Genomic DNA, 24,073 nt, shown 5'->3' with positions numbered 1-24,073 from the left:
CCGAAAGCGTGCCCCAACCCCGAAAAGACCGCACCTCACAAACACAGAGTCCCCGTCAGCACACCGACGAGGACTCATGAACGATCGAGGCTAGGGTTCATCAACGGGGGAACGACGTCGTTCCACACCTGCCTGCAGACGGCGGTCACGAAGACCACGTCGAACAACCTGGCAAAAGTACTGACCGCGAACTCGAACGGGAGCAAGTCGGCGGAGCTGCGCAATGTGAAGGACATGATCGCGCGCAAGGTCGACGCGATTGTTCTGCTCAGCGTGGACGCCAGTGCCTTGGGTGCCGACATTTCTGCGGCGCGAAAGGCGAAGACACCCATCACGCTGATCGCACTGACGCCTTCGGACGACAGTGAGATTCTCGGTGCCGTCATCAGCGACTTACCCGGGATAGGCAAGTTGGATGCCCAATGGGTCGACGACGACGCTGCCGGAAAGCCTGCCGAGGCTGTTGTCATCTCCGGCGACGGGAGTACGTCGTCCAACCTGATGGTCGGCGGATTCACGAAGAACCTGGCAGACAATGTGCAGGTGGTGGGGAATGAGCGGGGCATGTTCGACCGGACGACGGCCAGGGCCGCCGCAGCCGGGCTGATCCAGGCTCACCCCGGCATCCAGTACGCGTTCGTCGCCAACGAGGACATGGCCTTCGGTGTGCGTGAGGCGTTCGACGCCGCGGGTGCCCACAGCGTGAAGATCGTGACGGTCAACGGTACCGACCAGGGACTCGCCGCCCTCAAGGACGGAAAGTTCGCGGCGACGGTCTCCAACTCGGTCCAGGACTTGGGAGCACTGGCCGTGACGCACACGCTTTCCCTGCTGCGCAAGGAAGAGAAGGTCAAGATCGCCCAGATCGACGCCCGTCTGGTGACCAAGGCCAACGCGGACACCGCACCGGTGTACTGCGATACGGATAGCTGACGGTTCAGTCGGCGGTGGTTCCCCGGTGGGTGGGGCTGTCCGAGCGTCCCGCACAGGCCGGGCGCTCGGATGGTTCACCGGCAGAAAGTGGCGAGGGAACCGGACTTACCGAAGCTCAACTGCCGCACCCGTATCGCGATGCGGTGACTCGCCGGGCCGGTTGGCCGTCGGCTGGGGTGTCTTGTCTCTGCGCCGGGGCGAGTGCTCGCGGAGTTGTGGAGACGGGTACTGGCAATGGTGGTGCGGGCGGGGCACCAGGCGGGAGCCGCCTGCCTGGTGCCCCGCCCTGTCGGGGGAGCGAGAACCTCGCCGAAGCAGACTGCTGTCAGCGCTTGTCGCCGGCGAAGGGCCTGCGGATGACGGTGGCGCGGATGGCGGTCTGGGAGTGGCGTTCGACGGTGGGGTTGGCGGAGCCGCCGCCGGGCTCGCCCCAGACCAGTTCGACCTGCTGTCCGTAGTGGACGTCGTCGTCGATCATGACGACGGATATCCAGCCGCGGACGTTGGCGGTGTAGCACGTCTTCATGCTCTCGCCCGAGTACACGGCGGGGACGGTGTTCGCGATCCAGCCGGACTCGGTGGCCACGGAGGCGTAGGCGCGGGCACCGATCTGACGGAATCCGAAGGGCTCGCCGGCTTCCAGGATCGCGTCGCGGACGTCGTCGATGTGTTCGTAGGGGCCGAAGAACTCAGGGCCCGGGAAGCCGGACATACGGTGGTTGAGGGCGGTGACCTCGTGCTTGCCGATGTTGAACTTGCCCATGCTGAAGAAGGGGATGTCGGGCATGGGGCCGCCGTTGACCTTCTCGAAGATGGCCGAGGCGTCCGGGCCCTGGAGCTGGAGGCGGAAGAACTCGCGGCCGTGCGGGTTCTGCGCGGTGCGCTCGTCGCGGCGCAGGGTGACGTCGTAGCCGCCGGTCTCGGCATGGAACTGGACCCAGTTGAGGGCCGGCGGGCGGCCGACGAGGCGGACATGGTTGTCGGCGAGGCAGAAGAGGATGCAGTCGCCGATCATGTGGCCGTCGTGGTTGACCGCGACGAACTGCTTGGCCTTCATCGGGCCGAAGCCCTGGAAGGTGTTGGCGCCGACGTCGGCCAACAGCCGGTAGCGGTCGGGTCCTTCGACGGTGAGGTCCGTCATGTGGTGGGACAGGTCCATCAGCGCGGCCGAGTCGCGCCAACTCTCCTACTCGTCATGCCAGTTGGTGAACTCGGCCTTGATCGGGAACGGGTAGGTGCCGGAACGGCCGCTGCGCAGCAGGCCCAACGGCCCTCCGGCCGCCTGGATCTGCGCTTCGAGGTGTGCCATCGGTGTTCTCCATGTCGTCGCGATGCGTGGGTGAGGCGGCGGCAAAGGCGTGGCCGGCCGTTCTGGTGGCGGCAGGGGCGAAGCCGTTTGCGACGCCTGGCGTCGTGAGTGACCCGGCTCGGGGGTGTCGCGGCTGAGGGGCACAGCCCGAAGGGGCGGGCATGCCGAAGGGCCGTAAGCCTTCGTCGGCGTTGTGAACTGTACGGTGCGGTACATTTTCGGTGCGCTCAAGAGCCGGGTGCGGAATTTCTGGAGCGGATGGCCGACAGTGGCGGGCCGCAGGCCACGTTCCGCCTACGCCGGCGAGCGCGTAGGTCCTCCGGCCCGTGGAATCCACGTCGCCGTCTTCATGATCACCGCGGGTGAAGCACGTACCTCTTGGAAGACCACGTGCGGCGCACGGTCATGATGCGGACCGCCGCCCTGCGACGGAGAACGCAGTTACCGCGATGGGACGGCGAAGTCGCCATCGCGGCGAGGCACGCCCCTTCAGGTCGACTCGCGGACCACAACTCGCGCGGGTGGGGGCTCCAGACCACTGGTGTCGAGCCTCAGGGCGAGCCGGGCGCTGAGTCGGCCGTGGGCCTCGCCGTCGACATAGATCGTGGTCAGCGAGGGGACGACGTGTTCGCCGTAGCCGTTGTCGTCGAAGCCGATCACGGCCGTGTCGTCCGGCACACGCCGGCCCAGGTCGCGCAGGGCGGTGAGGACCCGCAGGGCCATGTCGTCGTTGAAGCCGGCGATCGCGGTCGCCCCGGGGGCTTGGGAGAGGAGTGCGCTGACGGCGTCGGCACAGGCGGGCCGGTCCCGGGGGGCGATGAAGGAGACCGGAGTGGGGATGCCGAGGTTCTGTGCGGCGTGTTCGGTGAAGCGAAGGCGGGCCGCGGCGAGCGGTGACTCGGTGTCCGGCAGCGCCAGGGCGATGTGGGTGTGGCCGTGTTCGACGAGGTGGCGGACCTGGAGCGCGGTGTGGGCGGCGAGACCGTTGCGCCAGCCGCCTCCCAGGTCGTCGAGGGCGTGACCGGTGAGGTACGTCTCGCCGAAGCGGATCACCGCGCGGGGGACGATGACGTCCAGGACCTGCTGTGTGGACTGTTCGGTGTGGTGGCCGTACCGGACCAGGAGGACGTGGTCGTGGGCGGCCAGTTCCGCGTCGAGTCCGTGGATGTAGCTGCGGGAATACGCGCCTTCCATGCCCGCGTCGATGTTCAGGACGACGACCCGCGAGGTCCCTTCGCGCAGTGCTCTCGCCACGCCGTGCGGAACGTAGCCGAGAGTTCGGGCCGCCTCCTTCACCCGGTCCCGGGTCGCGGCCGAGATCGTCTGGTGAGGGTCGTCGTTGAGAACGAAACTGACGGTGGCTCGAGAAACACCGCTCGCCGCGGCCACGTCGTTCAGCGTGACTCTTCTGGAAGTCCCCATCACCCCTGCTCTGACGTTCTCGTGCGTACCTGAGTCCCAGCGACACGGGCGTTCACCCATTGTAAGGAGGCCGGCGGGAGCCGAGGCGTGGGCCTCCACGGGACGTCGAGTGCGTCCGTTCTGCCGGATCGGATCGCCTTGCTCCGTACGGCACTGAACCGTACGGTACGTCGCGGCGAGGTCGGAACCTCCTGGATCGGGCGCGTATCGGGAGTTCCGTGTCCTCGCGTCGTCGCGCCGAGCCGTCGGAAAGCCGCCGAGGGGTCCGTACGCCGCGGCGACACCGTAAGAGGCCGGCCGCGTAGCTCTCGCCGGCCTTCCTCGACGATCACCGTCAGCTGACGGCCACTTGATGGTCGGCTCGGCTTCCCTGACGGGCTCCAGCCGGTCGGGCCACCCACCGGCTTTCCGCCATCTCTCAAGGCAGGACGTCGACTTCATGACCTCGAACCCGACACATCGCACGCAGCACGGCCCCGTCCGTTCGTACGTCGTCATCGGTGACACCCACCTGGCCGGCCGGGTGTGCACTGCCCTTCGGACCTCATCCGACCTGGTACGGCACCTTCCGCGGCCACGTGACCCCGAACTGCGCGCGGCGCTGTCCCTGCGGCCGGCGGGCGTCGCCGTACTGCTCCACGACGACATCGCGGCCCTGCGCTACGCGCTCGCCGTCGCGCACGTCTCGCCCGACGTACCTCTGATCGTCACGATCTTCGATCGCACCATCGCCGATGAGCTCGCGCGACTCCTGCCGCAGTGCGATGTCACCTCGCCGGCCGACCTCGCGGCACCGTCACTGGCCGGCCCGTGCCTGGATCCTTCCTTCGTCGCCGCTCGCCGGCGCGGAGGGTGTGTCCAGGTCGTCCGAGAGCGTGACGGCGTCCTGGAAGCCGAGGAATCGGCCCTGCCGGGGCAGTGGCGTCGCCGGTACCTCAGACGGTGGGGCGGGTTCCAGCTGCGCTCCCACGATCCGGGCACCCGGCTGCTCGTCCTGGGCATGCTCGCGATGCTCGTCGTGCTCGCCGCCGACTGGGTATGGCTCACGGCGTTCGGCCATCGCCCGTCCGAGGCACTGTTCGAGGCCGCCCGGGTGGTGGCCGGCGTCGGTCCGGCCGCCGCGCCACCCGATGCCCACGCCTACCAGATCTTCGCCGTCCTCGCGATGCTGAGCACTGTCGCCTTCACCGCCTTCTTCACCGCGGGAGTGGTCGAGCGCATGCTCGGTCCGCGTCTGATCGGGCTGGTCGGGCCGCGCACTCTGCCCCGCGCGGGGCACGTCATCGTGGTGGGAATGGGCCAGGTCGGCATGCGGCTCTGCGTCGAGCTGCGCGCACTGGGCATCCCCGTCGTCGGCGTCGAACGCGACCCGCAGGCCGCGACGGCACGGCTGGCGCGCACCCTCGGGATTCCCGTCATGGACGGTCACGGCGGAGACCGCCATGTACTGGAACGGCTGCGTATCGGTCACGCCCGGGCGCTGGCCGCCGTCGGCTCCGACGACCTGGACAACGTCGCTGTGGCCATCGCCGCCCACGGCGTCGCACCGCACATCCGCGTGGTGATGCGAGCGGGCGAGGACGACGCCATCGCCGAGACGCGCTCGCTGCTGCCCATGGGTGTCGTCTCCGACATCACCGGTCTGGCCGCCGGGTATGTGGTCGCCCGGCTGCGCGGTGAACCGGTCGGCGACGTGGTCGCTCATCGCGACGAGATCCGGTTGCGGGACACCTCCGGAGTGTGGCGCCGCAGCGCCTTGGTCGGTCACGACCGTTGCGCCCACGTCGAGGGGCGCCGTCAGATGACGGGCGACGAAATTCAACTGCCCAGGGCTAGAACGATTTAGCGATTCGTTGTAACGTACCTGCTATATCGATTTAGCTTTTCCAGCTCGCAGGGCGGACGGCCCGCAGGCGGAGGAGGTCGTTCGACCCGTGATCGACATGCGATGTGCCGTTGCACAGCCACCCCCTCAAGGTCCCGCCGGGCTTCCACGGCCCGGCCGGTGCCTGGTGATGGGCATCCTGAACGTGACTCCGGACTCGTTCTCCGACGGCGGCCGGTACGCCGAGACCGGGCGGGCCGTGGAACAGGGCCTGAGACTCGCAGAGGAGGGCGCCGACCTGGTCGACGTGGGCGGCGAGTCCACTCGACCCGGAGCCGAACCCGTCCCGGTGGAGGCGGAGTTGGCCCGTGTGGTGCCGGTGGTGCGGGAGCTGGTGCGTGCGGAGGTGGCCGTCAGTGTGGACACCATGCACGCGGCGGTCGCCCGCGCCGCGATCGAGGCCGGCGCGTGCATGGTCAACGACGTCAGCGGAGGGCTGGCGGATCCCGCCATGGCCGCCGTCGTCGCGGCGGCCGGGGTGCCGTATGTGGCGATGCACTGGCGGGCGCCCAGTCGTGAGATGGACCGCCACGCGGTCTACGGCGACGTCGTCGGCGATGTCACCTCCGAACTGCTGCGCCGCGTGGAGGCACTCACCGCGGCCGGGATCGATCCAGGGCGCATCATCCTCGATCCCGGGCTCGGGTTCGCCAAGCGCGCCGCCCACGACTGGGAACTCCTCACGGATCTGCCCGCCCTGCGGGCCGTCGGTTTCCCCGTGCTGGTGGGGGCGTCCAGGAAGCGTTTCATCGGTGCGGCGTTGAGCGACCGGGCCGGTGTCGATTCCGTGCCCGGCGACCGCGACGCGGCCACCGCGGCGGTGTCCGCGCTGGCCGCCGTGGCCGGCGCGTTCTGCGTGCGCGTGCACGACGTCCGCTCCAGCCTGCACGCGGTGTGTGTGGCCGCCGCCTGGGCGGGCGACCGCCGGCTCTCGGAGTCCGGAGACCGTCGTGCGGAGCCGACAATGAATGCGCCGCACGAGTCTCCCCAAGCTCTGAACCCGTCTGCTAGCTTGCGCTAGATCGTTTTAGCGATCCCTTTTTCCTCCCCGAGTGCGTCGATTGTGACGAGCCGCGTCACTAGATCGATTTAGCACTTCAGGGAGATGGCTTTGAGAGGAGCCGCAATGGCAATCCCCAGTCTTCAGGACGGCATCGACAAGGCCGGTTCGCCCGTCGCCCTGCTGTGGCGGCCGAACGCCGAGCCGTGGACCCCCGAGGTGGTCGAGCGGGAGTACGTCGGATGGCGCCAGGAGCAGGCGGCCTGGCACGAGGGCGTCGCGCTGCTCAACCTCTCGCACCACATGTACGACCTGTGGATCGAGGGCCCCGACGCCACCCGTGTGCTGGCCGAGTACGGCGCCAACAACTTCGAGAAGTTCGCGATCGGCCAGGCCAAGCAGTACATACCGGTCACCCGGGACGGCAAGATCGTCACCGACGGCATCCTCCTGCGGCGAGCCGAGGACAAGTACCTCCTCAGCGGTGTCCCCGCCGCCCAGCACTGGGTGCAGTACCACGCGGAGAAGGGCGGCTACGACGTCGCCTTCGAGACCGACCCGTCCTCCGCCTTCCGGCCCGGCGGCGGTGACCCCAAGCTGTTCCGCTACCAGCTCCAGGGTCCGCTGGCACTGGAGCTGATCGAGAACGTCTTCGGCGGCCCGCTGCCGGAGACCAAGTTCTTCCACTCCACGCCGGTCACCCTGGACGGCCGTTCCTTCGAAGCGCTGCGCCACGGCATGGCAGGGCAGGCCGGCTACGAGTTCATCGGCCCGTGGGAGCACGCGGGATACGTCCACGAGGCGTTCCTCAAGGCCGGTGAACCGCTGGGCCTGGTACAGGTCGGCGCGCTGGCGTACACCACGCCGAGTGTGGAGAGCGGCTGGATCCCCTCGCCGGTCCCGGGCATCTACGCCGACCCCGAACTCGCGGAATACCGTGCCTGGTTGCCGCTGTTCGGCATCGAGGGCAAGCGCCCGCTCAACGGCAGTTACTTCTCGGAGGACATCGAGGACTTCTATGTCTCCCCGTACGAGCTGGGCTACGGCCGGCTGATCCACTTCGGGCACGACTTCCACGGCCGCGACGCCCTGCTCAAGGCGAAGGACGAGCCCCGCCGCACCAAGGTCACCCTGGTGTTCGACGCCGACGACGTGCGCCGGGTCGTCGGCGGGGGAGCGGACCCCGGCTTCGTCCTCACCTACGCCCGCCACCGGGTGGAGACCTCGGCCGGACTGGTCGGCGCGACCATGCAGACCGCGTCGATCGACCCGGTCGGCACGGTGCTGGCGCAGACGCTGATCGACTCCGCGCACGCGGAGCCCGGCACCGAGGTGACCGTGGTCTGGGGCGAGCACCCGGGTCTCGGTACCGACCCCGAGGCCGACCTCGGGTTCCCGCGCATCCGCGCCACCGTTCAGGCCAGCCCGTTCGACCGGCACGCGCGCACGGAGTATCGGCGCGGGTAGCTCCGCCGGATGCCGGTGAGTCGTCTGCGGGTCTGTGGGGGCTGGCCGCGCAGTTCCCCGCGCCCCTCTGCGGCGCGCTGGACGTCGCCGGAACTGCTCGGCGGGCGGCCGGAGTTGGCGTCACGCGTCCGGCCGCCCATCGCCCCCACCCCTATCGACAAGGAGCACGATGAACCCCCTCAGCACGGCCTCGGCGGCGGTGAGCACATCGCTGCTGGAGGACTTCTCCCTGGAGATGACGGGCAAGGACGTCCCGAAGCTGGAAGAGGCCCGGCACTCCATCCCGCAGGGCACCCGCATCAACGTGACCTTCCTCGGCAACGAGAACCTCGAACTGCGCCTGGAGGCGTCCCGGGCGGTGAAACGCCTCGGCTTCGTGCCGGTGCCGCACATCTCCGCCCGACGCCTGGGCTCACAGGCCGAGTTCGAGGAGTTCCTCGCCCGACTCCGCGCCGACGGCACCTGCGCCAACGTCTTCACCGTCGGCGGCGACCCCACCCGCCCCGAGGGCCCCTACGAGGACTCGCTCGCCCTCATCGAGACGGGACTGCTACGGGAGTACGGCGTCCGGCACATCAGCGTCAGCGGCTACCCGGAGGGCCACCCGGACATCGCCGGGGACGCGCTGTGGTCCGCGCTCCGCGAGAAGAGCGCGTCCATCGCCGCGCAGGAACTCGACGGCAGCGTCATCACCCAGTTCGGCTTCGACGTCGATCCCGTCCTGGCCTGGCTGGAGCAGGTCCGCGCGGAGGGCATCACGCTTCCCGTCCGGATCGGCGTCCCCGGACCGGCCGGTGTCCGACGCCTGATGTCGTACGCCACCCGGTTCGGCGTCGGCACCAGCGCCTCCATCGCCAAGAAGTACGGCCTGTCCATCACCAACCTGATGGGCACCGCGGGCCCGGACAAGTTCCTGCGCGCACTCGCGGACGGCTACGACCCGGCCCGCCACGGAGACATAAAGATCCACTTCTACACCTTCGGCGGCCTGCGGGCCACGTCCGAGTGGATCGCCCAGTTCAGGAAGGACAACCTCGTATGACCGTCACGCAGGCCGCGCCCACCGGCATCACCAAGAGGACCGGGGGAGCCGGGCACCAGGCGTCGCTGATCGTCCAGGGCGCCGACGCCACCGGCATCGTCGCGGCCGTGACCTCGGTCCTCGGGCGGCACGGCGCCAACATCGTCTCCCTCGACCAGTACTCCGACAACCCGCAGGGCGGTGCCTTCTTCCAGCGCACCGTCTTCGGACTGGACGGACTGCGGGCCGAACTGCCCGGCCTGCGCGCGGACTTCGACAAGGAGTTGGTGAAGCCGTACGGCCTCAGCTACACCCTGCGAGACCTGTCGATGCCGAAGCGGGTGGCGATCTTCGCCTCCAAGTCCGACCACTGCCTGCTCGACCTGCTCTGGCGCCACCGGCAGGGCCAACTCCCCGTCAGTATCGCCATGGTGATCTCCAATCACCCCGACACCGCGGAAGAGGTACGCAGCTTCGGCATCCCCTTCTTCCACGTCCCGTCCATGGGCGCGGACAAGTCGGCCGCCGAAGCCGAACATCTGCGGCTGCTCAGGGACAACGTCGACTTCGTCGTCCTGGCCCGCTACATGCAGATCCTCTCCGGCGACTTCATCGAGCAGGTCGGCGTGCCGATCATCAACATCCACCACTCCTTCCTGCCCGCCTTCATCGGCGCCGGTCCCTACGCCAAGGCCAAGGAACGCGGTGTGAAGCTGGTGGGTGCCACCGCCCACTACGTCACCGAGGACCTCGACGAGGGCCCGATCATCGAGCAGGACGTGGTGCGCGTCAGCCACGCCCACACCGCCGGCGACCTCACCCGTCGTGGCGCCGACGTGGAACGCGCCGTTCTCTCCCGCGCGGTGCTGTGGCACGCGGAGGACCGGGTCATCCGCAACGGCAGGCACACCATCGTCTTCGCCTGAACCCGCGCGGGTCATCCGGGGCGGCGGACACGGCGGGCCGGACGTGTCTCGCGCGCAGTCCCGCCGGGGTGTTCACCCTCGCCCGGTTCCGGTGCCGTACACCCGCGGTCGGTCGACCGCGACCTCGGTGCGCAGTTCTCTGCGACGAGGGGGACGTTCACCAGCAGAAAGCGGTTCGCCCTCATGACAACCACCATCGACGGTGCCCGGATCGCCCGTGACATCCGGGCCAGGGTCGCCGAACGGGTCGCGGAGACCGCGGTCCTGGGACGGGTGCCCGGTCTGGCGACCATTCTGGTCGGCGACGACCCGGCCAGCGCCGTCTATGTCGCCGCCAAACGCCGAGCCATCCGCGAGGCCGGTATGCGCGACTTCCACCGACCCCTCTCCCAGCACGCGTCCGGGTACGAAGTCGCCGCGGTCATCGACGAGTTGGCGGCCGAGCCGGACGTCTCCGGAATCCTGCTCCAACTCCCTCTGCCCGCCCACCTCGACGCCGCGGCCCTGATCGACCGGATCCCCGCGGCCAAGGACGTCGACGGCCTGACGACGGCCAGTGCGGGCCGGCTGGCCCGCGGCGAACGCGGACTGCGCCCCTGCACACCGAGCGGCGTCATCGAACTCCTCGACACCGAAGGCATCGAACTCAGGGGCGCGTGCGTCGCCGTCGTCGGCTGGGGTGAACTCGTCGGCCGCCCCCTGGCCCAGTTGCTGCTGCGGCGCGGCGCCACGGTGACGGTCGCGCACGAGTTCACCGCCGACCTGGCGGCTGTCACCCTCCCCGCGGACATCGTCGTCGTCGCCACCGGAGTCCGGGGTCTTGTCGGACCCGAGCACGTCAAGCCCGGCGCCACCGTCATCGACGTCGGCATCCACCGCACCCCCGAGGGCCTCACGGGCGACGTCCGCGCCGCCGAACTCGACGGCGTCGCCGGCCGCATCACCCCCGTTCCGGGCGGGGTGGGCCCGATGACCATCGCCATGCTGATGGTCAACACCCTTCGGGCGGCCGAGTGGAACGCCGTGCCCAACACCGTTCCCGTATAGGCGAGTCCGGGCGGTCGGTGCCCAGGGCGGTGATGCCGGCCCGCGCCGTTCGTCCACGCTCAGGAAAGGCGCCGGACATGACGCACCTCCCACCGCTGGCCCGGCTCGGTGACCGGGTGGCGACCGGTCTGATCGACGTCACCCATGACCCCGCCGCGCTCGACTCCGAGGGCTTCTGGGCGGTCGTAGCCGACTTCGAGGGGCGTTTGACCTGCGCCCGCTTCCGTGACGTCCGGCCCGCCGCGCAGCACCCCGCCCGAGGTGCCCGATGGGACGGTCCCGCGCCCGGCCTGTGGACCACGTCGCTGGACCGCGACGCCTACATGGCGGGTGTGCGGCGGATCCGCGAGCACATCGCGCGCGGAGAGGTGTACCAGGCCAACCTCTGCCGTGTCCTGTCCGCACCCATCGGCGCGGACGCCGGCATCGAGGCGCTGGCCGACCGGTTGGCGGCACGCCACCACGCGCCGTACGCGGGCCTGATCAGGCTGCCGGACCTGGGGATCGAGGTGGCCACGGCCTCCCCCGAACTCTTCCTGCGCCGCGAAGGACGCGTGATCGAGTCGGGCCCCATCAAGGGCACCGGGCGCACCGAGGCGGATCTCCTGGAGAAGGACTACGCCGAGAACGTGATGATCGTCGACCTGGTCCGCAACGACCTCGGGCGCGTCTGCGCCACCGGCAGCGTCACCGTGCCGGATCTGTGCGTGGTGGAGCGCCATCCCGGACTGGTCCACCTCGTCTCCACAGTGCGCGGAGAACTGCGCGACGGAACGGGGTGGCCCGAACTGCTGGCGGCGACCTTCCCACCGGGATCCGTCACGGGCGCTCCGAAGGAGAGCGCCCTCGGCATCATCACCGCACTGGAGACCGCACCCCGTGGGCCGTACTGCGGCGGTATCGGCTGGGTCGACGCCGATCACGGCACCGGCGAACTGGCCGTCGGCATCCGCACCTTCTGGATCGACCGTGCCCGCCAGTGCCTGAACTTCGGCGCCGGAGCCGGCATCACCTGGGGCTCGGACCCCGAACGGGAGTGGCAGGAAACCGAGTTGAAGGCGTCGCGGCTGCTGGCGATCGCCTCCAACGGTGCTTCGGCAGGCGCGGAGTCACGCCGACGGCTTGCCCTCCTCGACGGCACGTGAGGACCCGCGGCCGGTACGGTGCCGCGTCAAAAGCCCACTGGGCAGAGGCTGTTGAGCAGTGAAACCGGCACCGTCGTGCCCTGACCGGGTGTGGTGGTGCCGCGGTCAGCCCCAGACCAGACGGGCCGTCTCCGCGACAAGCTCCAGCTTGCGGCGCTGTTCGTCGACGGTCAGCAGATTTCCCTGGCTCGTCGAGGCGAACCCGCACTGCGGGCTGAGGGCGAGTTGCTCCAGCGGCAGATACTGGGACGCCTCGTCGATGCGCCGGCGCAGCGTGTCCACCGACTCAAGCTCCGCCACCTTGGACGACACCAGTCCCAGGACGACGGTCTTGGCGGGCGGCACGAAGCGCAGCGGTTCGAAGCCGCCGGAGCGCTCCGTGTCGTACTCCAGCAGGAAGCGGTCGACGTCGACCTCGCCGAACACCCGCTCGGCGATGGGCTCGTAGCCGCCCCGGGCGGACCAGGCGCTGCGCATGTTGCCCCGGCAGAAGTGCATGGCCACGGTCATGCCGGGGCGCCGCGAACGGGCCGACCGGATCAGGCCGTTGTCCGTGTCGATGATGTGGGAGAGATGCCCCTCCAGGTCCGTCACCCGGCGCATCCGCGCGGCCTCGGGATCGATGTTGGCCCAGTAGGCGAGCGAGTCGAGCTGTAGCCAGGAGACTCCGGTGTCGATCAGGTCGGCGATGTCCTGCCGGTAGATGTCGGCCAGCGCCGCCACCGCGTCCCGTCGAGTCGGATAGACGTCCTCCGACACCCCCGGCCGCCAGAAGCCCGCCACCATCGTCGGACTGGCCATGGTGATCTTGTACGGCCCCGGTGTGTTCGCGGACAGCCACCGGGCCTCGGCGAGGGACAACGGTGTACGCCGATACAGGGGCGCCGTGATCGCCACCGACGCGACGTCGCCGTCGAGTTCGGCGCCGTCGCTGTCGCGGATCCAGCGAGGCCGGGCCGAGGACTCCTCGGCGGGCGCCAGCCCGCCGACCGTCTCCACCACCGAGGCCATGAAGTCGTCCCGGCGCACCTCGCCGTCGGTGAAGACCTGTATCCCGGCGTCCTGTTGCAGCTTCACCGCGGCGGTTGCCGCCTGGTCCTCCAGCTCCGCGAGCTCCGTGTCGGAGAGCGTGCCGCGTCTGCGTGCGGCGCGCGCTGCCAGTAGTTCCTCGGGACGCAGCAGGCTTCCCACATGTTCGGCTCGGATCGTCGTCGGCATCGGCCGTCCCTTGCTCGAAGGTCGCAAGACAGCTGTACGGTACGGTCTAGTACACATCGGGGGCAAGATGTGAGCCGGGTGCGGCATGCCTGTTTCGGATGCCGCCGTCGGGCCGGGGAGAGGTCAGCCAGGGGTGACCAAAACACCGTGCAGGAAGACCCGTACCGCCTCGGCGATGGACGCGTGGACCTCGGCCTCGGTCAGCTTGACCGGCGCATCCGTCAGCAGCCGCATCTGGGCGTGGCCCAGCATGGCCTGGTAGAGCTGTTCCGCCGCTCGCACCGGGTCCTCGACCCTGATCAGCCCGTCGTCGCACGCCTGTTGGAGGCAACGCCCGAGCACCGCGTGCCCCGCGTTCGGCCCGTGCTCCGCGAAGACCTCTCCGAGCCCGGGAATCCGCACGGCCTCGGAGGTGACCAGGCGGTGCAGGGCGATCGCCTCGGGAGTGAGGACGACACCGGCGAAGTGTTCACCGAGCGCGACGAGGGTGTCGGTGAGGTTCGCGCTGCCCGGCGCGAACGTGTGCAGCGGCTGGGACCATTCGTCGCACAGCGCCTGCACGGACGCGCGGAACAGGGCGCTCTTGTCGGTGAAATAGCGGTACAGGGTCGCCTTGGACCCGCCCACCGCCGTCAGCACGTCCTCCATGGAGACGCCGGCGTAGCCGCGCGCGATGAACAGCTCACCCGCAGCCCGCGTGATGAGTTGTCGCCGGTCTGTCGCTGTCATCCTCACACCGGCCATGTTAGGTGCCTGCCTGCTGCGGACTTCGGCCGCGCGCGAGGCGCACCGCCTGACGGCGATGGCCCTCGCGCGGCTGTGGTGTCGCCAGCAGGTCATGGACTACGGCGGCGCAGCAGGGTCGAGATGGTGACCGCTGCCACCAGGACACCTCCGTAGAAGACCGAGGAGACCCACGCTTCCAGACCCAGCAGTTGGAGCCCGAGGATGCCGGTCGCCAGGAAGTAGATTCCGATGAAGGTGCCGATCGGGTTGAAGCGTCCGGGCAGGACGATCGCGGTGCCGAGGAAGACCGAGGCGAAGACCGGCAGCAGCAGGGTGTCGGACGTGGTGGGGTTGTAGCCGCCCAGGGCCGCGACGGAGATGACCGCGCCGACACCGCACAGGGCGCCGGAGGCGACGAAGGAGCCGAAGCGGATCCGGTTGACGCGGATGCCGGAGAGGCGGCTGACCTCTCGGTTGGCTCCGACGAAGCGGATGTGGCGGCCCAGCGGTGTGCACGCCAGCAGATAGGCGAAGCCCGCCACCAGCACCACGCCGTAGTAGAAGGAGACCGGCAGGCCGCCCACGGAGTACAGCGCGATCTTGCCGAACCCGGTCGGCAGACCGCTGACCGTGTTGAGGTGCGACAGCCACAGGGCGATGCCGCCGAGGAGGGTGCCCATGCCCAGGGTCACCACGATGGTGTTCACCCCGACCACGACGACGAGCAGTCCGTTGACCACGCCGGCCACGATCGCGCCCAGGACGGCGACGAGCGCCGCCGGCCACACTCCCCAGCCGTGTTCCACGACCAGAACGGGCAGGATCGTGGCGGAGAACCCGAAGACCGCCGGGACCGACAGGTCAACGAACTCTCCGACGCAGACGGTGCACAGCAGGGCCATGGTGAGGAACACCAGGGCCTGTTGGGAGCCGAAGATGGTCTGGAAGGTCCCCTCGGTCAGGAACACCCCCGGTTCCGCGGCGGCGTACACCGCGATCATGGCCATCCAGATGGCGATCACCGAGTACCGCGACGCGAGATGCCCGGCAAGGGCGGAGGCCGATGTCGGCCTGCCGGTGTGCGCAGCCCTCGGCGCGGCAGGGGATGTGTCGGTGTCTTGCTGGCCGGTGACGTCCATCAGTCTCCCTGCCCCTTTCCTCGAGGTGTCGTGTCGTCGCCGAAGACCGCGTGGACGATGGCGTCCTGTTCCAGTTCGCCGCTCAGCTCCCTGGCGACATGGCCGTCGCGGAACACCAGCACCCGGTCGCACAGCACGGCCAGGTCGACGGCGTCGATCGAGGCGAGGACGATTCCGCAGCCGTCCCGCGCCGCCTCCCGGATCGCGTCGATGATGTCGTGGCGGGCGCCGACGTCGACGGCCTGCGTCGGTTCGTGCAGCACCAGCAGATTCGGCGCGCCGGCCAGCCACTTGCCCAGCAGGACCTTCTGCTGGTTGCCGCCGCTCAGTGTGTGGACCGGCGCTTGTGGGTGGGGCGGCCGGATGTCGAGCTTCGCGATCATCGCGGCGGTCTCCTCGGCCTGCCACGCGGAGCCGGTCCGCAGCCGGCGACCGCGACCGCGTACGCGTGGCAGTGTCAGGTTGTCGGCCACCGAGAGTTCGCCGGCCACCCCCGCCGCCAGACGGCGCTCGGGTACGAACGCCACCCCCGCGTCCACGAACTCCTCGGTGCAGCCACGTCCGCGGTCCAGGGCGAGGTCGAGCCCTTGGACCGACAGCGTGCCGGCGTCGGCCGGGCGCGCGCCCGCCAGCGCCTCGGCCGCCTCGACGAAGCCCGAGCCGATCAGCCCGGTCAGTCCGACGATCTCGCCGCGCCGGATGTCGAGGTCGAGTCCGGTCACCGGGCCGACCGCGAGCCCTCGCACCGAGGCGACGGCCTCATCCCTGACCTGGCTTCCGACCCGCCCGTGCGTGACGAGGTGACGTCCGAGCATCATGCGGGTGAGCGAGACCTCGTCCACCTCGCTCGTGCGCAGGCCCGCCTCGACCACGGCGCCGTCGCGCAGCACCGTGACCCGGTCGGTCGCCTCGACGACCTCTTCCAACTGGTGCGAGATCAGCAGGACCGAGGTGCCCTCGTCGACGAGCGACCTGACCAGCTCGAAGAACCGGGCCCGTGCCGACCTGCCCAGCGCCCGTGTCGACTCGTCGAAGACGATCAGACCGCCCCCCGGGCGGTGGTCCTGCACCGCCCGGGCGATGGCGACCACGGCCCGGTCCTCCGCCGAGAGCTGCCCGACCTGGCGGCCGACCTCCAGGGGCCGGTCCAGCCGGGCCAGGACCCGCTCGGTCGCCCGCTGCTCCTCGCGGCGGTTGATCCGCCGCGAGAGCCGGCCTGCCCGGTAGTGCCCCAGCCGCACGTTCTCCCACACCGTCAGGTCGTCCACCAGTCCGCTGTTCTGGTGGACGACCGAGACTCCCGCCTCGCGCTGCTGCATCGGGCGGACGGGCAGCGCCAACTGCCGCCCGTCCACCGCGATGGACGCTCCCGGGTCGGGCGAGTACACACCCGTGAGGATCTTGACGAGGGTGGACTTCCCGCACCCGTTCTGACCGACCAGCCCGTGCAGCTCTCCGGGGGCGATCCGCAGATGGACCCCGCGAAGCGCCCGGGTCGAGCCGAACGCCTTGGACAGCCCGGCCACTTCCAGACGATGGCGCGGCGCCGTGTCCGACGGGTCGGTCCGCGAGCCGGCGCTCACGGTGCGCGCCTCCTCCATCACCCGATGCCCCAGAGCTTGGCGAAGTCCGCCTGGAAGGAACCGTCGCCGAACCACTCACCCGAGGCCTGGGCCGCGGCCGTCACCTTGATGCCGCCGATGTTCTCCTTGGTGAACAGCCGCATGGGCTGGGCCTCGTCGATGGGCCCGGACTCGGTCATCATGCGCAGGAGTTCGTCGGTCACGCCGTAGCCCATGTAGAGCTGGTCCGCGGCCACGACCGCCTTGACCGAACCGGTCTTGATCAGGCCCAGCCCGTTCACCGAACCGGCCGCCGTGGACACGGAGATGCCGGCGGAACGCCCCGACTGCTGGACGCCCTGAAGGGTGGCCTGGAGGCTGTCCTCGAACTCGGTGTAGTAGTAGGTGGCCTTCGGATTGCTCAGGACGTTGGAACTCGCCTTCGAGGCCAACAGGGCCGGCGTCGAGGCGGTGATCTCCTTGACCGTGACCTTGCAGCCGGGGCAGTACTTCTTGTAGATCGGCAGCGAGTCGGCCACCATCTTGATGGCCGTGGGGCTGTCGGCGTTCTGCGCGATGATCAGATTCGCCTTGCCCTTGGAGTCGGCGATGATCCACCAGGCCATGGCCGTGGCCTGAGAACTCGCACCCGGCACATAGCTCACCTGGTTGCTGTTCTTGACTCCGGCCGGGGGGTTCTGGTCCGCGATGACGATCGGGATGCCCTTGGCCTTCGCGGCGTCGAGGGCGTTCTGTGCCATGCCGTAAGGGATCGCGTCCAGGATGATCCCGGCCGCGTCCGCGGTGATCGCCTGCTGGACGCAGGCGGCTATCGCGGTCGGCTGGGCCTTGCCGTCGCACACCTGCTGCGAGAGGCCGGCCTTGGAGAGCGCCTGCTTCGTCGACCCGGCCGTGGCGACGAAGGCGGGCACCTGCTGGACGATCGGGATGTAAAAGACCTTGCGGCCCTTGAACTTGTCCACGCCCGGCACACTCGCCGTGGGGACGGGGTAGGTCTTGGCGACGGCCTGAAGTGCCGCCACCTTCTTCTCGGCCGTGGCAAGACCCGATGCGGAACTGCCCTTGCCCGAAGTGGTCGAGCCGGAACCGGAGTTGGAGCCGGAGCTGCCGCATCCTGCCAGCATCGCCGACGCGGCGAGCACAGCCGTGCACGAGGCCAGCCACTTCTTTCTGATAAGCGTCATTGCTTATGCCTCCATGGCCGAGCGTCCGTACTCTCGTGAGTGGACGCTGGTGGTGTCTGGAACCGCCCGCCGTCACTGAGGAGGGGCGGAGAAGATACGAGAGGAACGTGTTCGGGCCCTGGTCCACGGCGTGCGCCGCGGCGGCACCTCACACCCGAGTCGGATCGGGAAGCGGGCCGTGGCTTGGTGAGGCGGCCGAGGAGCCCTCGTCCACGTGCCGCTCGTTGATTTCCGGCTCGACGTCACGATGACGCCGAGCCCTTCGGCGGCTCGTTCCTCCGCCACCGAACCGAGTGCCGGGCAGTGATCACGAACTGCGTCGTCAACTCCTGCCTGCCACAAAGGCCCAGTTCGCGGACCAATTCCCGTCAATGGCCGAAAGTGTGTGCACGTCGGCAGGCGCGCGGAAGCGCATCGGCAACAAGTTAAGTTTGCGAGCCGCGCACCGGCCGCAGCCTCCCCGGGGGATCTCCCTGTGGTCGTGGACGCCCTGGACCTGGATCCACGGAGTTCCAGAGATCAGGAGTTCTCGTTGAGTACCTACAGGTGCTCGGCCGAGTTCCGGGCCGAAGGCGTCGCGCTGTACTGCGCCAGTGCGGGGTGGGCGCCCAGGATCGCGGCCGCGGAGCGGAGGACGCCGGTTGCTCGGTAGTTGCCACCGACGTGATCCGACTGGTCGGTGGGGGGAATCTCGTCGGCCCGCCTCCCGCGCCGTGCGACGGCCTTCAGCCGAAGTCCGCAGGCCCGCACTGTGCCGAACCGGGTCTTCAGCCCGGGCCTCGCGATCATGACGAGGTTCTGTTACGGTTGCTAGATCGATCTAGTTACCGTAAGTGTGTCGACCGACATGACCCTGACGGTCTTCCGCTTCGCCATCGCCCGCCTTCCGGGTTCGTCGCCTGCGAGATGGCTCCGCCCGACCGCATCACCCCATGTTCGACACGGCCCGGAGGGACACCGGCGCCGTGGACGACCGGAGGAACGCCATGGACCGTCTGCTCCTCATGCGCTGTTTCGTCATCGTCGCCGACCTCGGCAGTTTCAACGGCGCCGCCAAAGCGCTGGGGTCGTCGGGATCGCTCGTGTCACGGCATGTCGCCGAGCTGGAACGACAGGTCGGTGTCCGGCTGGTCAACCGCACGGCCCGCTCGGTGAGCCTGACCGGACCGGGCCTGCGCTACGCCGAGTTCGCCGCCCGCATCATCAAGGAGATCGAGGCCGAGGACTCCGACATCGCGCATCTGCACGACAGCGCGGAGGGCGTGCTCGGCATCATCTGCCCGAAGTGGATAGGGAGCCTGGACCTCGGGGACGCCATCGCCGCGTTCTCCGCCGCGCACCCGAGGATCCAGATCCGGTTCGAGCTGGGCGGCGTGTCCGACCGGACGTACGACTTCCTGGACGGCGGGTTCGACCTGGCGTTCCACACCCGGGACCTGCGGGACTCCAACGTGCGCCTGAAGAAGATCGCCTCGCTGCCCTTCGTCCTGTGCGCGTCGAAGTCGTACGTCGAGGAACACGGTGCCCTGACACACCCCGACGACCTCGCCGGCCGCGACTGCCTGGTGCACGTCAACGACCCGGTCTGGCGCATCGGGCACGGACCCGCCTCCACACTGCACAAGATCCGCAACGTGGCCTTTTCGTCCAACTCCTACATCGCACTCCAGAAGGCGGCCGTCCACGGGCGCGGCATCGCCCTGCTGCCGCAGCGGTCCGTCTACGACGATCTCGTCTCCGGGGTCCTGCAGGTCCAGCTGCCCGAACTGGCGGCCCCCGACCGGCCGCTCTACGCGATCCACGGACCCGGCCCGGGTACCCAGCGCAAGATCACGGTCTTCCTGGACTTCCTCGCCCAGTGGTTCGCGGAGAACCCGATTCCCACGATCGGCTGTTGACATCCGCGGATACTTGCACGACGCGAAACTTTATAATTCGCCCTGGTAACACATATTTTGTACCGACCGATGGACAGCCGTGCTCGGTGTGGCCACTGTGGCAACGCGAATCGAGCCGCGAAGGAGCTGTCTCTCCATGTGCGAACCCCTGAGTGAACCGACGTCCCGCAGGACGATGCTGGGCGCGATGGCGGCATCCGCCGCTGCCGCTGTCGCCGTACCGCTGCTTGGCGCGGAGCCGGCCGCGGCGTCGGGGAACACCGGATCCGTGCCCTCCGGAACAGGCCTGTCCGTGACACTGCTCGGCACCAACGGTGGCCCGCCGCCCCTGGCGACCCGATATGGCATCTCGTCGGCGCTGACGGTCAACGGCAGAACGTACGTGATCGACTGCGGACGAGGAGCGGTGACGCAGTACCTGCGCGCCGGGCTGTCGATGCCGTCGCTGGCCGGGATCTTCCTGACCCATCTGCACGCGGACCACATCGTCGACTACTACTCCTTCCCGCTGCTGTCGGCGGGCGCCTCGGGCGCGCAGGGCTTCCAGAACCCGATCGAGGTCTACGGCCCCGGTCCGGCCGGGATCGCCTCGACCGTCGCCGGGGCTCCGGGGCCCGTGCCGGGCACGGTCGAGATGACGAGGCTGGCGGGCCAGGCGTACGCGGCGTCGCCGACCTTCTTCATGGCCGAGCACGCGGGCATCGACGCGGCGACCCTGCTCCACGTCCACGACGTACTGCCGCCCTCCAGTGCCGGCGCCTCGGCGAGGGACTCCGCGCCGGCCATGACCCCGTTCACCGTCATGGAGAACGACGACGTCAAGGTCACCGCCGTCCTCGTCCCGCACGGAGCGGTGTTCCCCGCCTACGCGTACCGCTTCGACACGGACCACGGCAGCGTCGTCTTCTCCGGCGACACGGCACCGACCCCGAACATCATCACGCTCGCGGCGCACACGGACGTCCTGGTCCACGAGGCCCTCTACCCGGCCGGTCTCGCGAGTCTCGGCCTGCCCCAGACACTGATCGACCACATCACCTCGACCCACACGGACGTGGCCCAACTCGGCCGAATCGCGGCCGAGTCGAACGCGGGAACGCTGGTCGCGACCCACCTCGGCCCGGGACAGCAGACGGTGGTCTCCGACGCGACCTGGCGCCACCTGCTCCGCGACAGCGCACGCCGGGCCGACTTCGGCGGACCGATGGTGCTGGGCACGGACCTGCTGCGTCTGCCGGTACGACGGCGCAGGCCCCGCAGATCCTGAGCCGTCAGTTGCTCCGTCGGAAAGGCTGTCGCCACAAGTGGTTCGCTGGTCGACCGGGTTGAGCACGGACACCGCGTCCTCTTCCGCGCAGTCCTCCCGGCGACCAGCTGCTGACGTGACGCGCAGCCACCGCGGGGAGCCCAAGAAGAGACCAGCGAGGATCTTGAACCCTCGGTCGGGCTTCCCGGTAACGGCCATGGGAACTGCTCCTCACGGGAGTTGGGCCGGCGGCTGCGGGAGAACGCGATGCGCGGGTCGACCGGCGAGGCCGCCGCAGCGGAGGCGGCGGGAGCGGGAAGTGGCGCCTGGCCCGGGAGGGCAGCACGGGCGGGGCTGAAGGCGAGCGCCGCGCCGCGGATGGGGAACTCGCGGGTGATGACGCCCTGATTGCGCTCGTGACGCGCGGCCCTCACGGGCGCGGAGGGGTGGCGCGCGGTCATGTCCTGGGCGATGCCGCCAGCCGTGTTTCCCGAGGAGGAGCGGTCACTGGTGGCCGCGATGATGCCGAGTTGTGGATGTTCGGCGAACGCGACGTCAGCATCACCGGAACCGAGCGCCCCAGCCAAGTGGCGCGCGCCGCTGCCGCAGGCCACGCCCACGCATCGAGGCAACCGTCGGGACTCCGGACTCCGAGCGGGCGTGCCCAGCATCCTCGCGTCGTGTTCCTTCGTACAAGTGCCGTGCGGAACGAAGCGGTTGGTGCTCGGATGACCGCCTTCGTCAAGAAGATCGACCGCGCTTCGCGTCGTGATCCGTGTCGGGACGGCCGCCCGCTGGCGGTACTTCACCGCCCTCACACGACGGGTGCCGCTCGTCTTGGACACCTTGCTGCTGTCGCGCAACGGGCACGGCAACTTCACCCAGTTCAGCGCAGCGGGAGGGGGCTACGGCGGTCTGTCGGATCCAGTGGACGGGGTGCCGATCGCTGGGTCTCCGTCCCAGGCGGTGGGCCGGGAGGCGTCGGTGAGCAGCGTGCGTGCGGCAGCGGCTGCGCCGCTCGGCCATGCCTGGCGCCCGGCCGCCGTCGATGTGCACGATGTCGCGGTGGCCCAGTGCCACGAAGTGGTCGACGCTTCGGTGGGCGCCCGCGTCGTCGGCTGTGCGGACGACGTCCACTCCGGGTGCCCGGATACGCGGCCGTCGGGCGACGGATGCGCCGTAATTCGCTGGCGCCGCAGCCCGCGCACCCTCTATGGTCCGTTCTGTTGGGGCGGCAACCGCGCGTTGTCGCCGGTGACTTTGCTTGAGTGTGTCCGGGAGGTGTGACCGATGGCTGTCTCTGTGACGGGCGCTGCCCGCATCCGGAAGTTCATCAAGTCCACTCCCGTGGCCGCCGGCTGACCTCTCTCTTCTTCCCGCGTCTGTGTGCGCGGTGCCGGGGCCACCCTTGTGAAGGGTCACCCCTTGTCTTTCTCCTCTCTCCCGGGTCTGCTCTCGTCTCCCTCGCACCCGCTCCAGCCGTACGGCTGGGACGCGGGCTGGGAGGCCGAGTTCGCCCCGTTCGCCGAGCGGGGTCTCCTGCCCGGCCGTGTCGCGCGGGTCGACCGCGGCCTGTGCGACGTCATCACCCCGGTCGGTACCGTCCGTGCCGACACCGAGTTCGTCGTCCCGCGTGATCCGATGAAGGTCGTATGCACGGGGGACTGGGTTGCCGTAGATCCCGAAGGCAGCAACCCGCGCTACGTGCGGACGCTCCTGCCCCGCCGTACCGCCTTCGTGCGCTCGACCTCGTCGAAGCGTTCCGAGGGCCAGGTGCTGGCCACTAACATCGATCACGTCGTCATCTGTGTGTCGCTCGCGGCCGAACTGGACCTCGGGCGGATCGAGCGGTTCCTGGCCTTGGCCATGTCCTGCTCCAGTGGTGAGGCACTGCTGCATAACGCGGCGGACTCCTGGGAGAGCGGGGCGACTTGTGCAACGGTGAAAGGGGTCTTCCCTGCGTCGATACCGGCCCAGATCGCGACCATGTGATGGCTCCGTGCGGTGTGGTGCCGGCGCCTCCCGACGGACTACCTCGTTGTTGATTCCCTACTTAGCGATCATTCGCAATTCCTCATTGGCAGCCGAGTCGTCGTGGGGCGCCGGGCGGCCAATTACTGAGAGCCACAAGCGGCAGAGCTTTTTCAACCACACCCGGCGCCCCTGGGTTGGTGAACCATACGAAGGGCTCGCCGCCTCCAGCAGGGCAACGTAGGGAGCTTCTTCAGCGTTGCCGCTCAAGGGTGAGGATGGCTTTGGCGATTGGCGTCATGCGGTTCGGGCTGCATCGGGATCTGCGGAAGATCTGCCACGACTTCAGGAGTGCGACGCCGCGTTCGATGGGTGCCCTGGCCGCGGCCAGGGCCCGGTTGAGGGTCTTCTCGGTGTGGGTGAGTTCCTGTAGGGGCTTGCGTTGATGCCGGTGGTTACCCAGAGGCCGCCGCCCTGGTAGGCGAGGTCGGCCAGGATGGGGACGCCCTGGCGCTCGCAGATGCGGATGATCCGGTGGGTGCGGGCCGCGGTCAGGACGTGGGTACGGCCGGGCAGCGCGGGTGAGAGCCACAGCAGCCGCCCCCTGAAAACCTTCCCTGTCTGCAGATGTTCGGCGGGTGCGGCAACATGCGCGAGCATCCGATCTGCCGACTGCACGCCGACGCACGCATACAGCGGATCTACGTCGGAGATCATCAACCGGGCCATGAATCTGTGAACAGAATTGAAGTCGTCACTCCCCGCGGCTTGCCGACCGGGGCCTGAGCCCTGACGAGATCACCGAACTCAGAAAGGAAGACGCTCTGCGATGACCGTCATCGACGTGTGGGCCCAACACCCAGGGCTGTTCCAAAGTCCTGCCGGGTGGGTGAATGTGCTGGTCACGGCGTGGTGACGATGTCGGCGCGGGCCGCTACGAACAGATCGAGGCT

Annotated in this window: 20 protein-coding genes and 3 pseudogenes; 13 read left to right on the top strand and 10 right to left on the bottom strand. The window is 69.2% G+C overall.

All coding sequences use genetic code 11. The annotated features are described in order from the left end of the window. Positions 1-933: sugar ABC transporter substrate-binding protein (locus tag ACIRRY_RS51145; protein ID WP_403987823.1), on the top strand; the 933-nt coding region annotated here is incomplete at its 5' end. 325 nt (positions 934-1,258) lie between these two features. Here ACIRRY_RS51145 and ACIRRY_RS51140 read toward each other — a convergent pair. The 3 genes and pseudogenes from ACIRRY_RS51140 to ACIRRY_RS51130 form a co-directional block, all read right to left on the bottom strand. Next, positions 1,259-2,104 (bottom strand): annotated as a pseudogene (locus tag ACIRRY_RS51140) (aminomethyl transferase family protein); the annotation flags it as partial. Between the two features lie 15 nt (positions 2,105-2,119). Then, the gene (locus ACIRRY_RS51135; RefSeq protein ID WP_403987820.1) at positions 2,120-2,242 is read right to left on the bottom strand and encodes a hypothetical protein; all 123 of its coding nucleotides are present in this window, start codon (positions 2,240-2,242) and stop codon (positions 2,120-2,122) included. 489 nt (positions 2,243-2,731) lie between these two features. Beyond that, positions 2,732-3,631, bottom strand: coding sequence for a LacI family DNA-binding transcriptional regulator (locus ACIRRY_RS51130; protein ID WP_403987817.1), 900 nt, complete (start codon positions 3,629-3,631; stop codon positions 2,732-2,734). 472 nt (positions 3,632-4,103) lie between these two features. On the opposite strand from ACIRRY_RS51130, the gene ACIRRY_RS51125 reads away from it, so the two are divergent. The 7 genes from ACIRRY_RS51125 to ACIRRY_RS51095 all read left to right on the top strand — a co-directional run bounded on the left by ACIRRY_RS51125 (position 4,104) and on the right by ACIRRY_RS51095 (position 12,155). Then, positions 4,104-5,510: an NAD-binding protein gene (locus tag ACIRRY_RS51125; protein WP_403987815.1), complete on the top strand. Its 1,407-nt coding sequence runs from the start codon at positions 4,104-4,106 to the stop codon at positions 5,508-5,510. A gap of 169 nt (positions 5,511-5,679) precedes the next feature. Next, complete coding sequence (gene folP / locus ACIRRY_RS51120; protein ID WP_403987812.1) at positions 5,680-6,570, top strand: dihydropteroate synthase; 891 nt, start codon at positions 5,680-5,682, stop codon at positions 6,568-6,570. A 105-nt stretch (positions 6,571-6,675) separates the two neighbouring features. Further along, entirely contained in the window at positions 6,676-8,016 is a 1,341-nt protein-coding gene (locus ACIRRY_RS51115) for an aminomethyl transferase family protein (protein ID WP_403987810.1), read from the top strand. A 169-nt stretch (positions 8,017-8,185) separates the two neighbouring features. Further along, complete coding sequence (locus tag ACIRRY_RS51110) at positions 8,186-9,058, top strand: methylenetetrahydrofolate reductase (RefSeq protein ID WP_403987807.1); 873 nt, start codon at positions 8,186-8,188, stop codon at positions 9,056-9,058. After that, positions 9,055-9,963 carry a formyltetrahydrofolate deformylase gene (gene purU / locus ACIRRY_RS51105; RefSeq protein ID WP_403987804.1) on the top strand — a complete coding sequence of 303 codons (909 nt, stop codon included), beginning with the start codon at positions 9,055-9,057 and terminating at the stop codon, positions 9,961-9,963. The genes ACIRRY_RS51110 and purU overlap by 4 nt, the downstream gene beginning before the upstream one ends. 183 nt (positions 9,964-10,146) lie before the next feature. Next, the gene (locus ACIRRY_RS51100; RefSeq protein WP_403987801.1) at positions 10,147-11,010 is read left to right on the top strand and encodes a bifunctional 5,10-methylenetetrahydrofolate dehydrogenase/5,10-methenyltetrahydrofolate cyclohydrolase; all 864 of its coding nucleotides are present in this window, start codon (positions 10,147-10,149) and stop codon (positions 11,008-11,010) included. A 77-nt stretch (positions 11,011-11,087) separates the two neighbouring features. Continuing rightward, complete coding sequence (locus tag ACIRRY_RS51095; protein ID WP_403987798.1) at positions 11,088-12,155, top strand: chorismate-binding protein; 1,068 nt, start codon at positions 11,088-11,090, stop codon at positions 12,153-12,155. A gap of 105 nt (positions 12,156-12,260) precedes the next feature. Here ACIRRY_RS51095 and ACIRRY_RS51090 read toward each other — a convergent pair whose 3' ends face one another. The 6 genes from ACIRRY_RS51090 to ACIRRY_RS51065 form a co-directional block, all read right to left on the bottom strand. After that, a complete protein-coding gene (locus ACIRRY_RS51090; RefSeq protein WP_403987796.1) occupies positions 12,261-13,373 on the bottom strand; it encodes a cobalamin-independent methionine synthase II family protein in 1,113 nt (370 codons plus the stop codon). A gap of 123 nt (positions 13,374-13,496) precedes the next feature. After that, a complete protein-coding gene (locus tag ACIRRY_RS51085; protein ID WP_403987793.1) occupies positions 13,497-14,102 on the bottom strand; it encodes a TetR/AcrR family transcriptional regulator in 606 nt (201 codons plus the stop codon). A gap of 107 nt (positions 14,103-14,209) precedes the next feature. Next, positions 14,210-15,238, bottom strand: coding sequence for an ABC transporter permease (locus tag ACIRRY_RS51080; RefSeq protein ID WP_403987790.1), 1,029 nt, complete (start codon positions 15,236-15,238; stop codon positions 14,210-14,212). After that, entirely contained in the window at positions 15,238-16,821 is a 1,584-nt protein-coding gene (locus ACIRRY_RS51075; protein WP_403987788.1) for a sugar ABC transporter ATP-binding protein, read from the bottom strand. The genes ACIRRY_RS51080 and ACIRRY_RS51075 overlap by 1 nt, the downstream gene beginning before the upstream one ends. 17 nt (positions 16,822-16,838) lie before the next feature. Further along, entirely contained in the window at positions 16,839-18,005 is a 1,167-nt protein-coding gene (locus ACIRRY_RS51070) for a sugar ABC transporter substrate-binding protein (RefSeq protein WP_403987785.1), read from the bottom strand. Between the two features lie 540 nt (positions 18,006-18,545). Beyond that, entirely contained in the window at positions 18,546-18,794 is a 249-nt protein-coding gene (locus tag ACIRRY_RS51065; protein ID WP_403987783.1) for a hypothetical protein, read from the bottom strand. A gap of 197 nt (positions 18,795-18,991) precedes the next feature. Between ACIRRY_RS51065 and ACIRRY_RS51060 the strand changes: the two genes are divergently transcribed. From ACIRRY_RS51060 to rsgA, 4 genes and pseudogenes are all read left to right on the top strand, one after another. Beyond that, a complete protein-coding gene (locus tag ACIRRY_RS51060) occupies positions 18,992-19,903 on the top strand; it encodes a LysR family transcriptional regulator (protein ID WP_403987780.1) in 912 nt (303 codons plus the stop codon). 136 nt (positions 19,904-20,039) lie between these two features. Beyond that, positions 20,040-21,170 carry an MBL fold metallo-hydrolase gene (locus tag ACIRRY_RS51055; protein ID WP_403987777.1) on the top strand — a complete coding sequence of 377 codons (1,131 nt, stop codon included), beginning with the start codon at positions 20,040-20,042 and terminating at the stop codon, positions 21,168-21,170. Positions 21,171-21,917: 747 nt separating this feature from the next. Then, positions 21,918-22,436 (top strand): hypothetical protein, encoded by a 519-nt coding sequence (locus ACIRRY_RS51050; protein ID WP_403987774.1) that lies wholly within the window; start codon positions 21,918-21,920, stop codon positions 22,434-22,436. Positions 22,437-22,574: 138 nt separating this feature from the next. After that, a pseudogene (gene rsgA / locus ACIRRY_RS51045) lies at positions 22,575-23,060 on the top strand (GTPase RsgA); the annotation flags it as partial. 313 nt (positions 23,061-23,373) lie between these two features. Here the strand turns inward: rsgA and ACIRRY_RS51040 are convergent. Next, a pseudogene (locus ACIRRY_RS51040) lies at positions 23,374-23,723 on the bottom strand (transposase family protein); the annotation flags it as partial. A 24-nt stretch (positions 23,724-23,747) separates the two neighbouring features. On the opposite strand from ACIRRY_RS51040, the gene ACIRRY_RS51035 reads away from it, so the two are divergent. Further along, entirely contained in the window at positions 23,748-23,906 is a 159-nt protein-coding gene (locus ACIRRY_RS51035) for a hypothetical protein (RefSeq protein WP_403987771.1), read from the top strand. Positions 23,907-24,073 lie beyond the last annotated feature (167 nt).

It is taken from the genome of Streptomyces sp. NPDC101776, assembly GCF_044766845.1.
GTDB lineage: Bacteria > Actinomycetota > Actinomycetes > Streptomycetales > Streptomycetaceae > Streptomyces.
Note: the sequence above shows the minus strand (reverse complement) of the source record. Positions and strands in the feature narration are given on the sequence as shown.

Excerpts from the sequence above, each read along its gene's own strand:
- ACIRRY_RS51070 (WP_403987785.1), bottom strand. The coding sequence starts at position 18,005 with ATGACGCTTATCAGAAAGAAGTGGCTGGCCTCGTGCACGGCTGTGCTC.
- ACIRRY_RS51115 (WP_403987810.1), top strand. The coding sequence starts at position 6,676 with ATGGCAATCCCCAGTCTTCAGGACGGCATCGACAAGGCCGGTTCGCCC.
- ACIRRY_RS51035 (WP_403987771.1), top strand. The coding sequence starts at position 23,748 with ATGTTCGGCGGGTGCGGCAACATGCGCGAGCATCCGATCTGCCGACTG.
- ACIRRY_RS51110 (WP_403987807.1), top strand. The coding sequence starts at position 8,186 with ATGAACCCCCTCAGCACGGCCTCGGCGGCGGTGAGCACATCGCTGCTG.
- ACIRRY_RS51135 (WP_403987820.1), bottom strand. The coding sequence starts at position 2,242 with ATGGCACACCTCGAAGCGCAGATCCAGGCGGCCGGAGGGCCGTTGGGC.
- ACIRRY_RS51095 (WP_403987798.1), top strand. The coding sequence starts at position 11,088 with ATGACGCACCTCCCACCGCTGGCCCGGCTCGGTGACCGGGTGGCGACC.
- ACIRRY_RS51060 (WP_403987780.1), top strand. The coding sequence starts at position 18,992 with ATGGACCGTCTGCTCCTCATGCGCTGTTTCGTCATCGTCGCCGACCTC.
- ACIRRY_RS51055 (WP_403987777.1), top strand. The coding sequence starts at position 20,040 with ATGTGCGAACCCCTGAGTGAACCGACGTCCCGCAGGACGATGCTGGGC.
- purU (WP_403987804.1), top strand. The coding sequence starts at position 9,055 with ATGACCGTCACGCAGGCCGCGCCCACCGGCATCACCAAGAGGACCGGG.
- ACIRRY_RS51125 (WP_403987815.1), top strand. The coding sequence starts at position 4,104 with ATGACCTCGAACCCGACACATCGCACGCAGCACGGCCCCGTCCGTTCG.
- folP (WP_403987812.1), top strand. The coding sequence starts at position 5,680 with ATGGGCATCCTGAACGTGACTCCGGACTCGTTCTCCGACGGCGGCCGG.
- ACIRRY_RS51080 (WP_403987790.1), bottom strand. The coding sequence starts at position 15,238 with ATGGACGTCACCGGCCAGCAAGACACCGACACATCCCCTGCCGCGCCG.
- ACIRRY_RS51090 (WP_403987796.1), bottom strand. The coding sequence starts at position 13,373 with ATGCCGACGACGATCCGAGCCGAACATGTGGGAAGCCTGCTGCGTCCC.
- ACIRRY_RS51065 (WP_403987783.1), bottom strand. The coding sequence starts at position 18,794 with ATGATCGCGAGGCCCGGGCTGAAGACCCGGTTCGGCACAGTGCGGGCC.
- ACIRRY_RS51100 (WP_403987801.1), top strand. The coding sequence starts at position 10,147 with ATGACAACCACCATCGACGGTGCCCGGATCGCCCGTGACATCCGGGCC.
- ACIRRY_RS51085 (WP_403987793.1), bottom strand. The coding sequence starts at position 14,102 with ATGACAGCGACAGACCGGCGACAACTCATCACGCGGGCTGCGGGTGAG.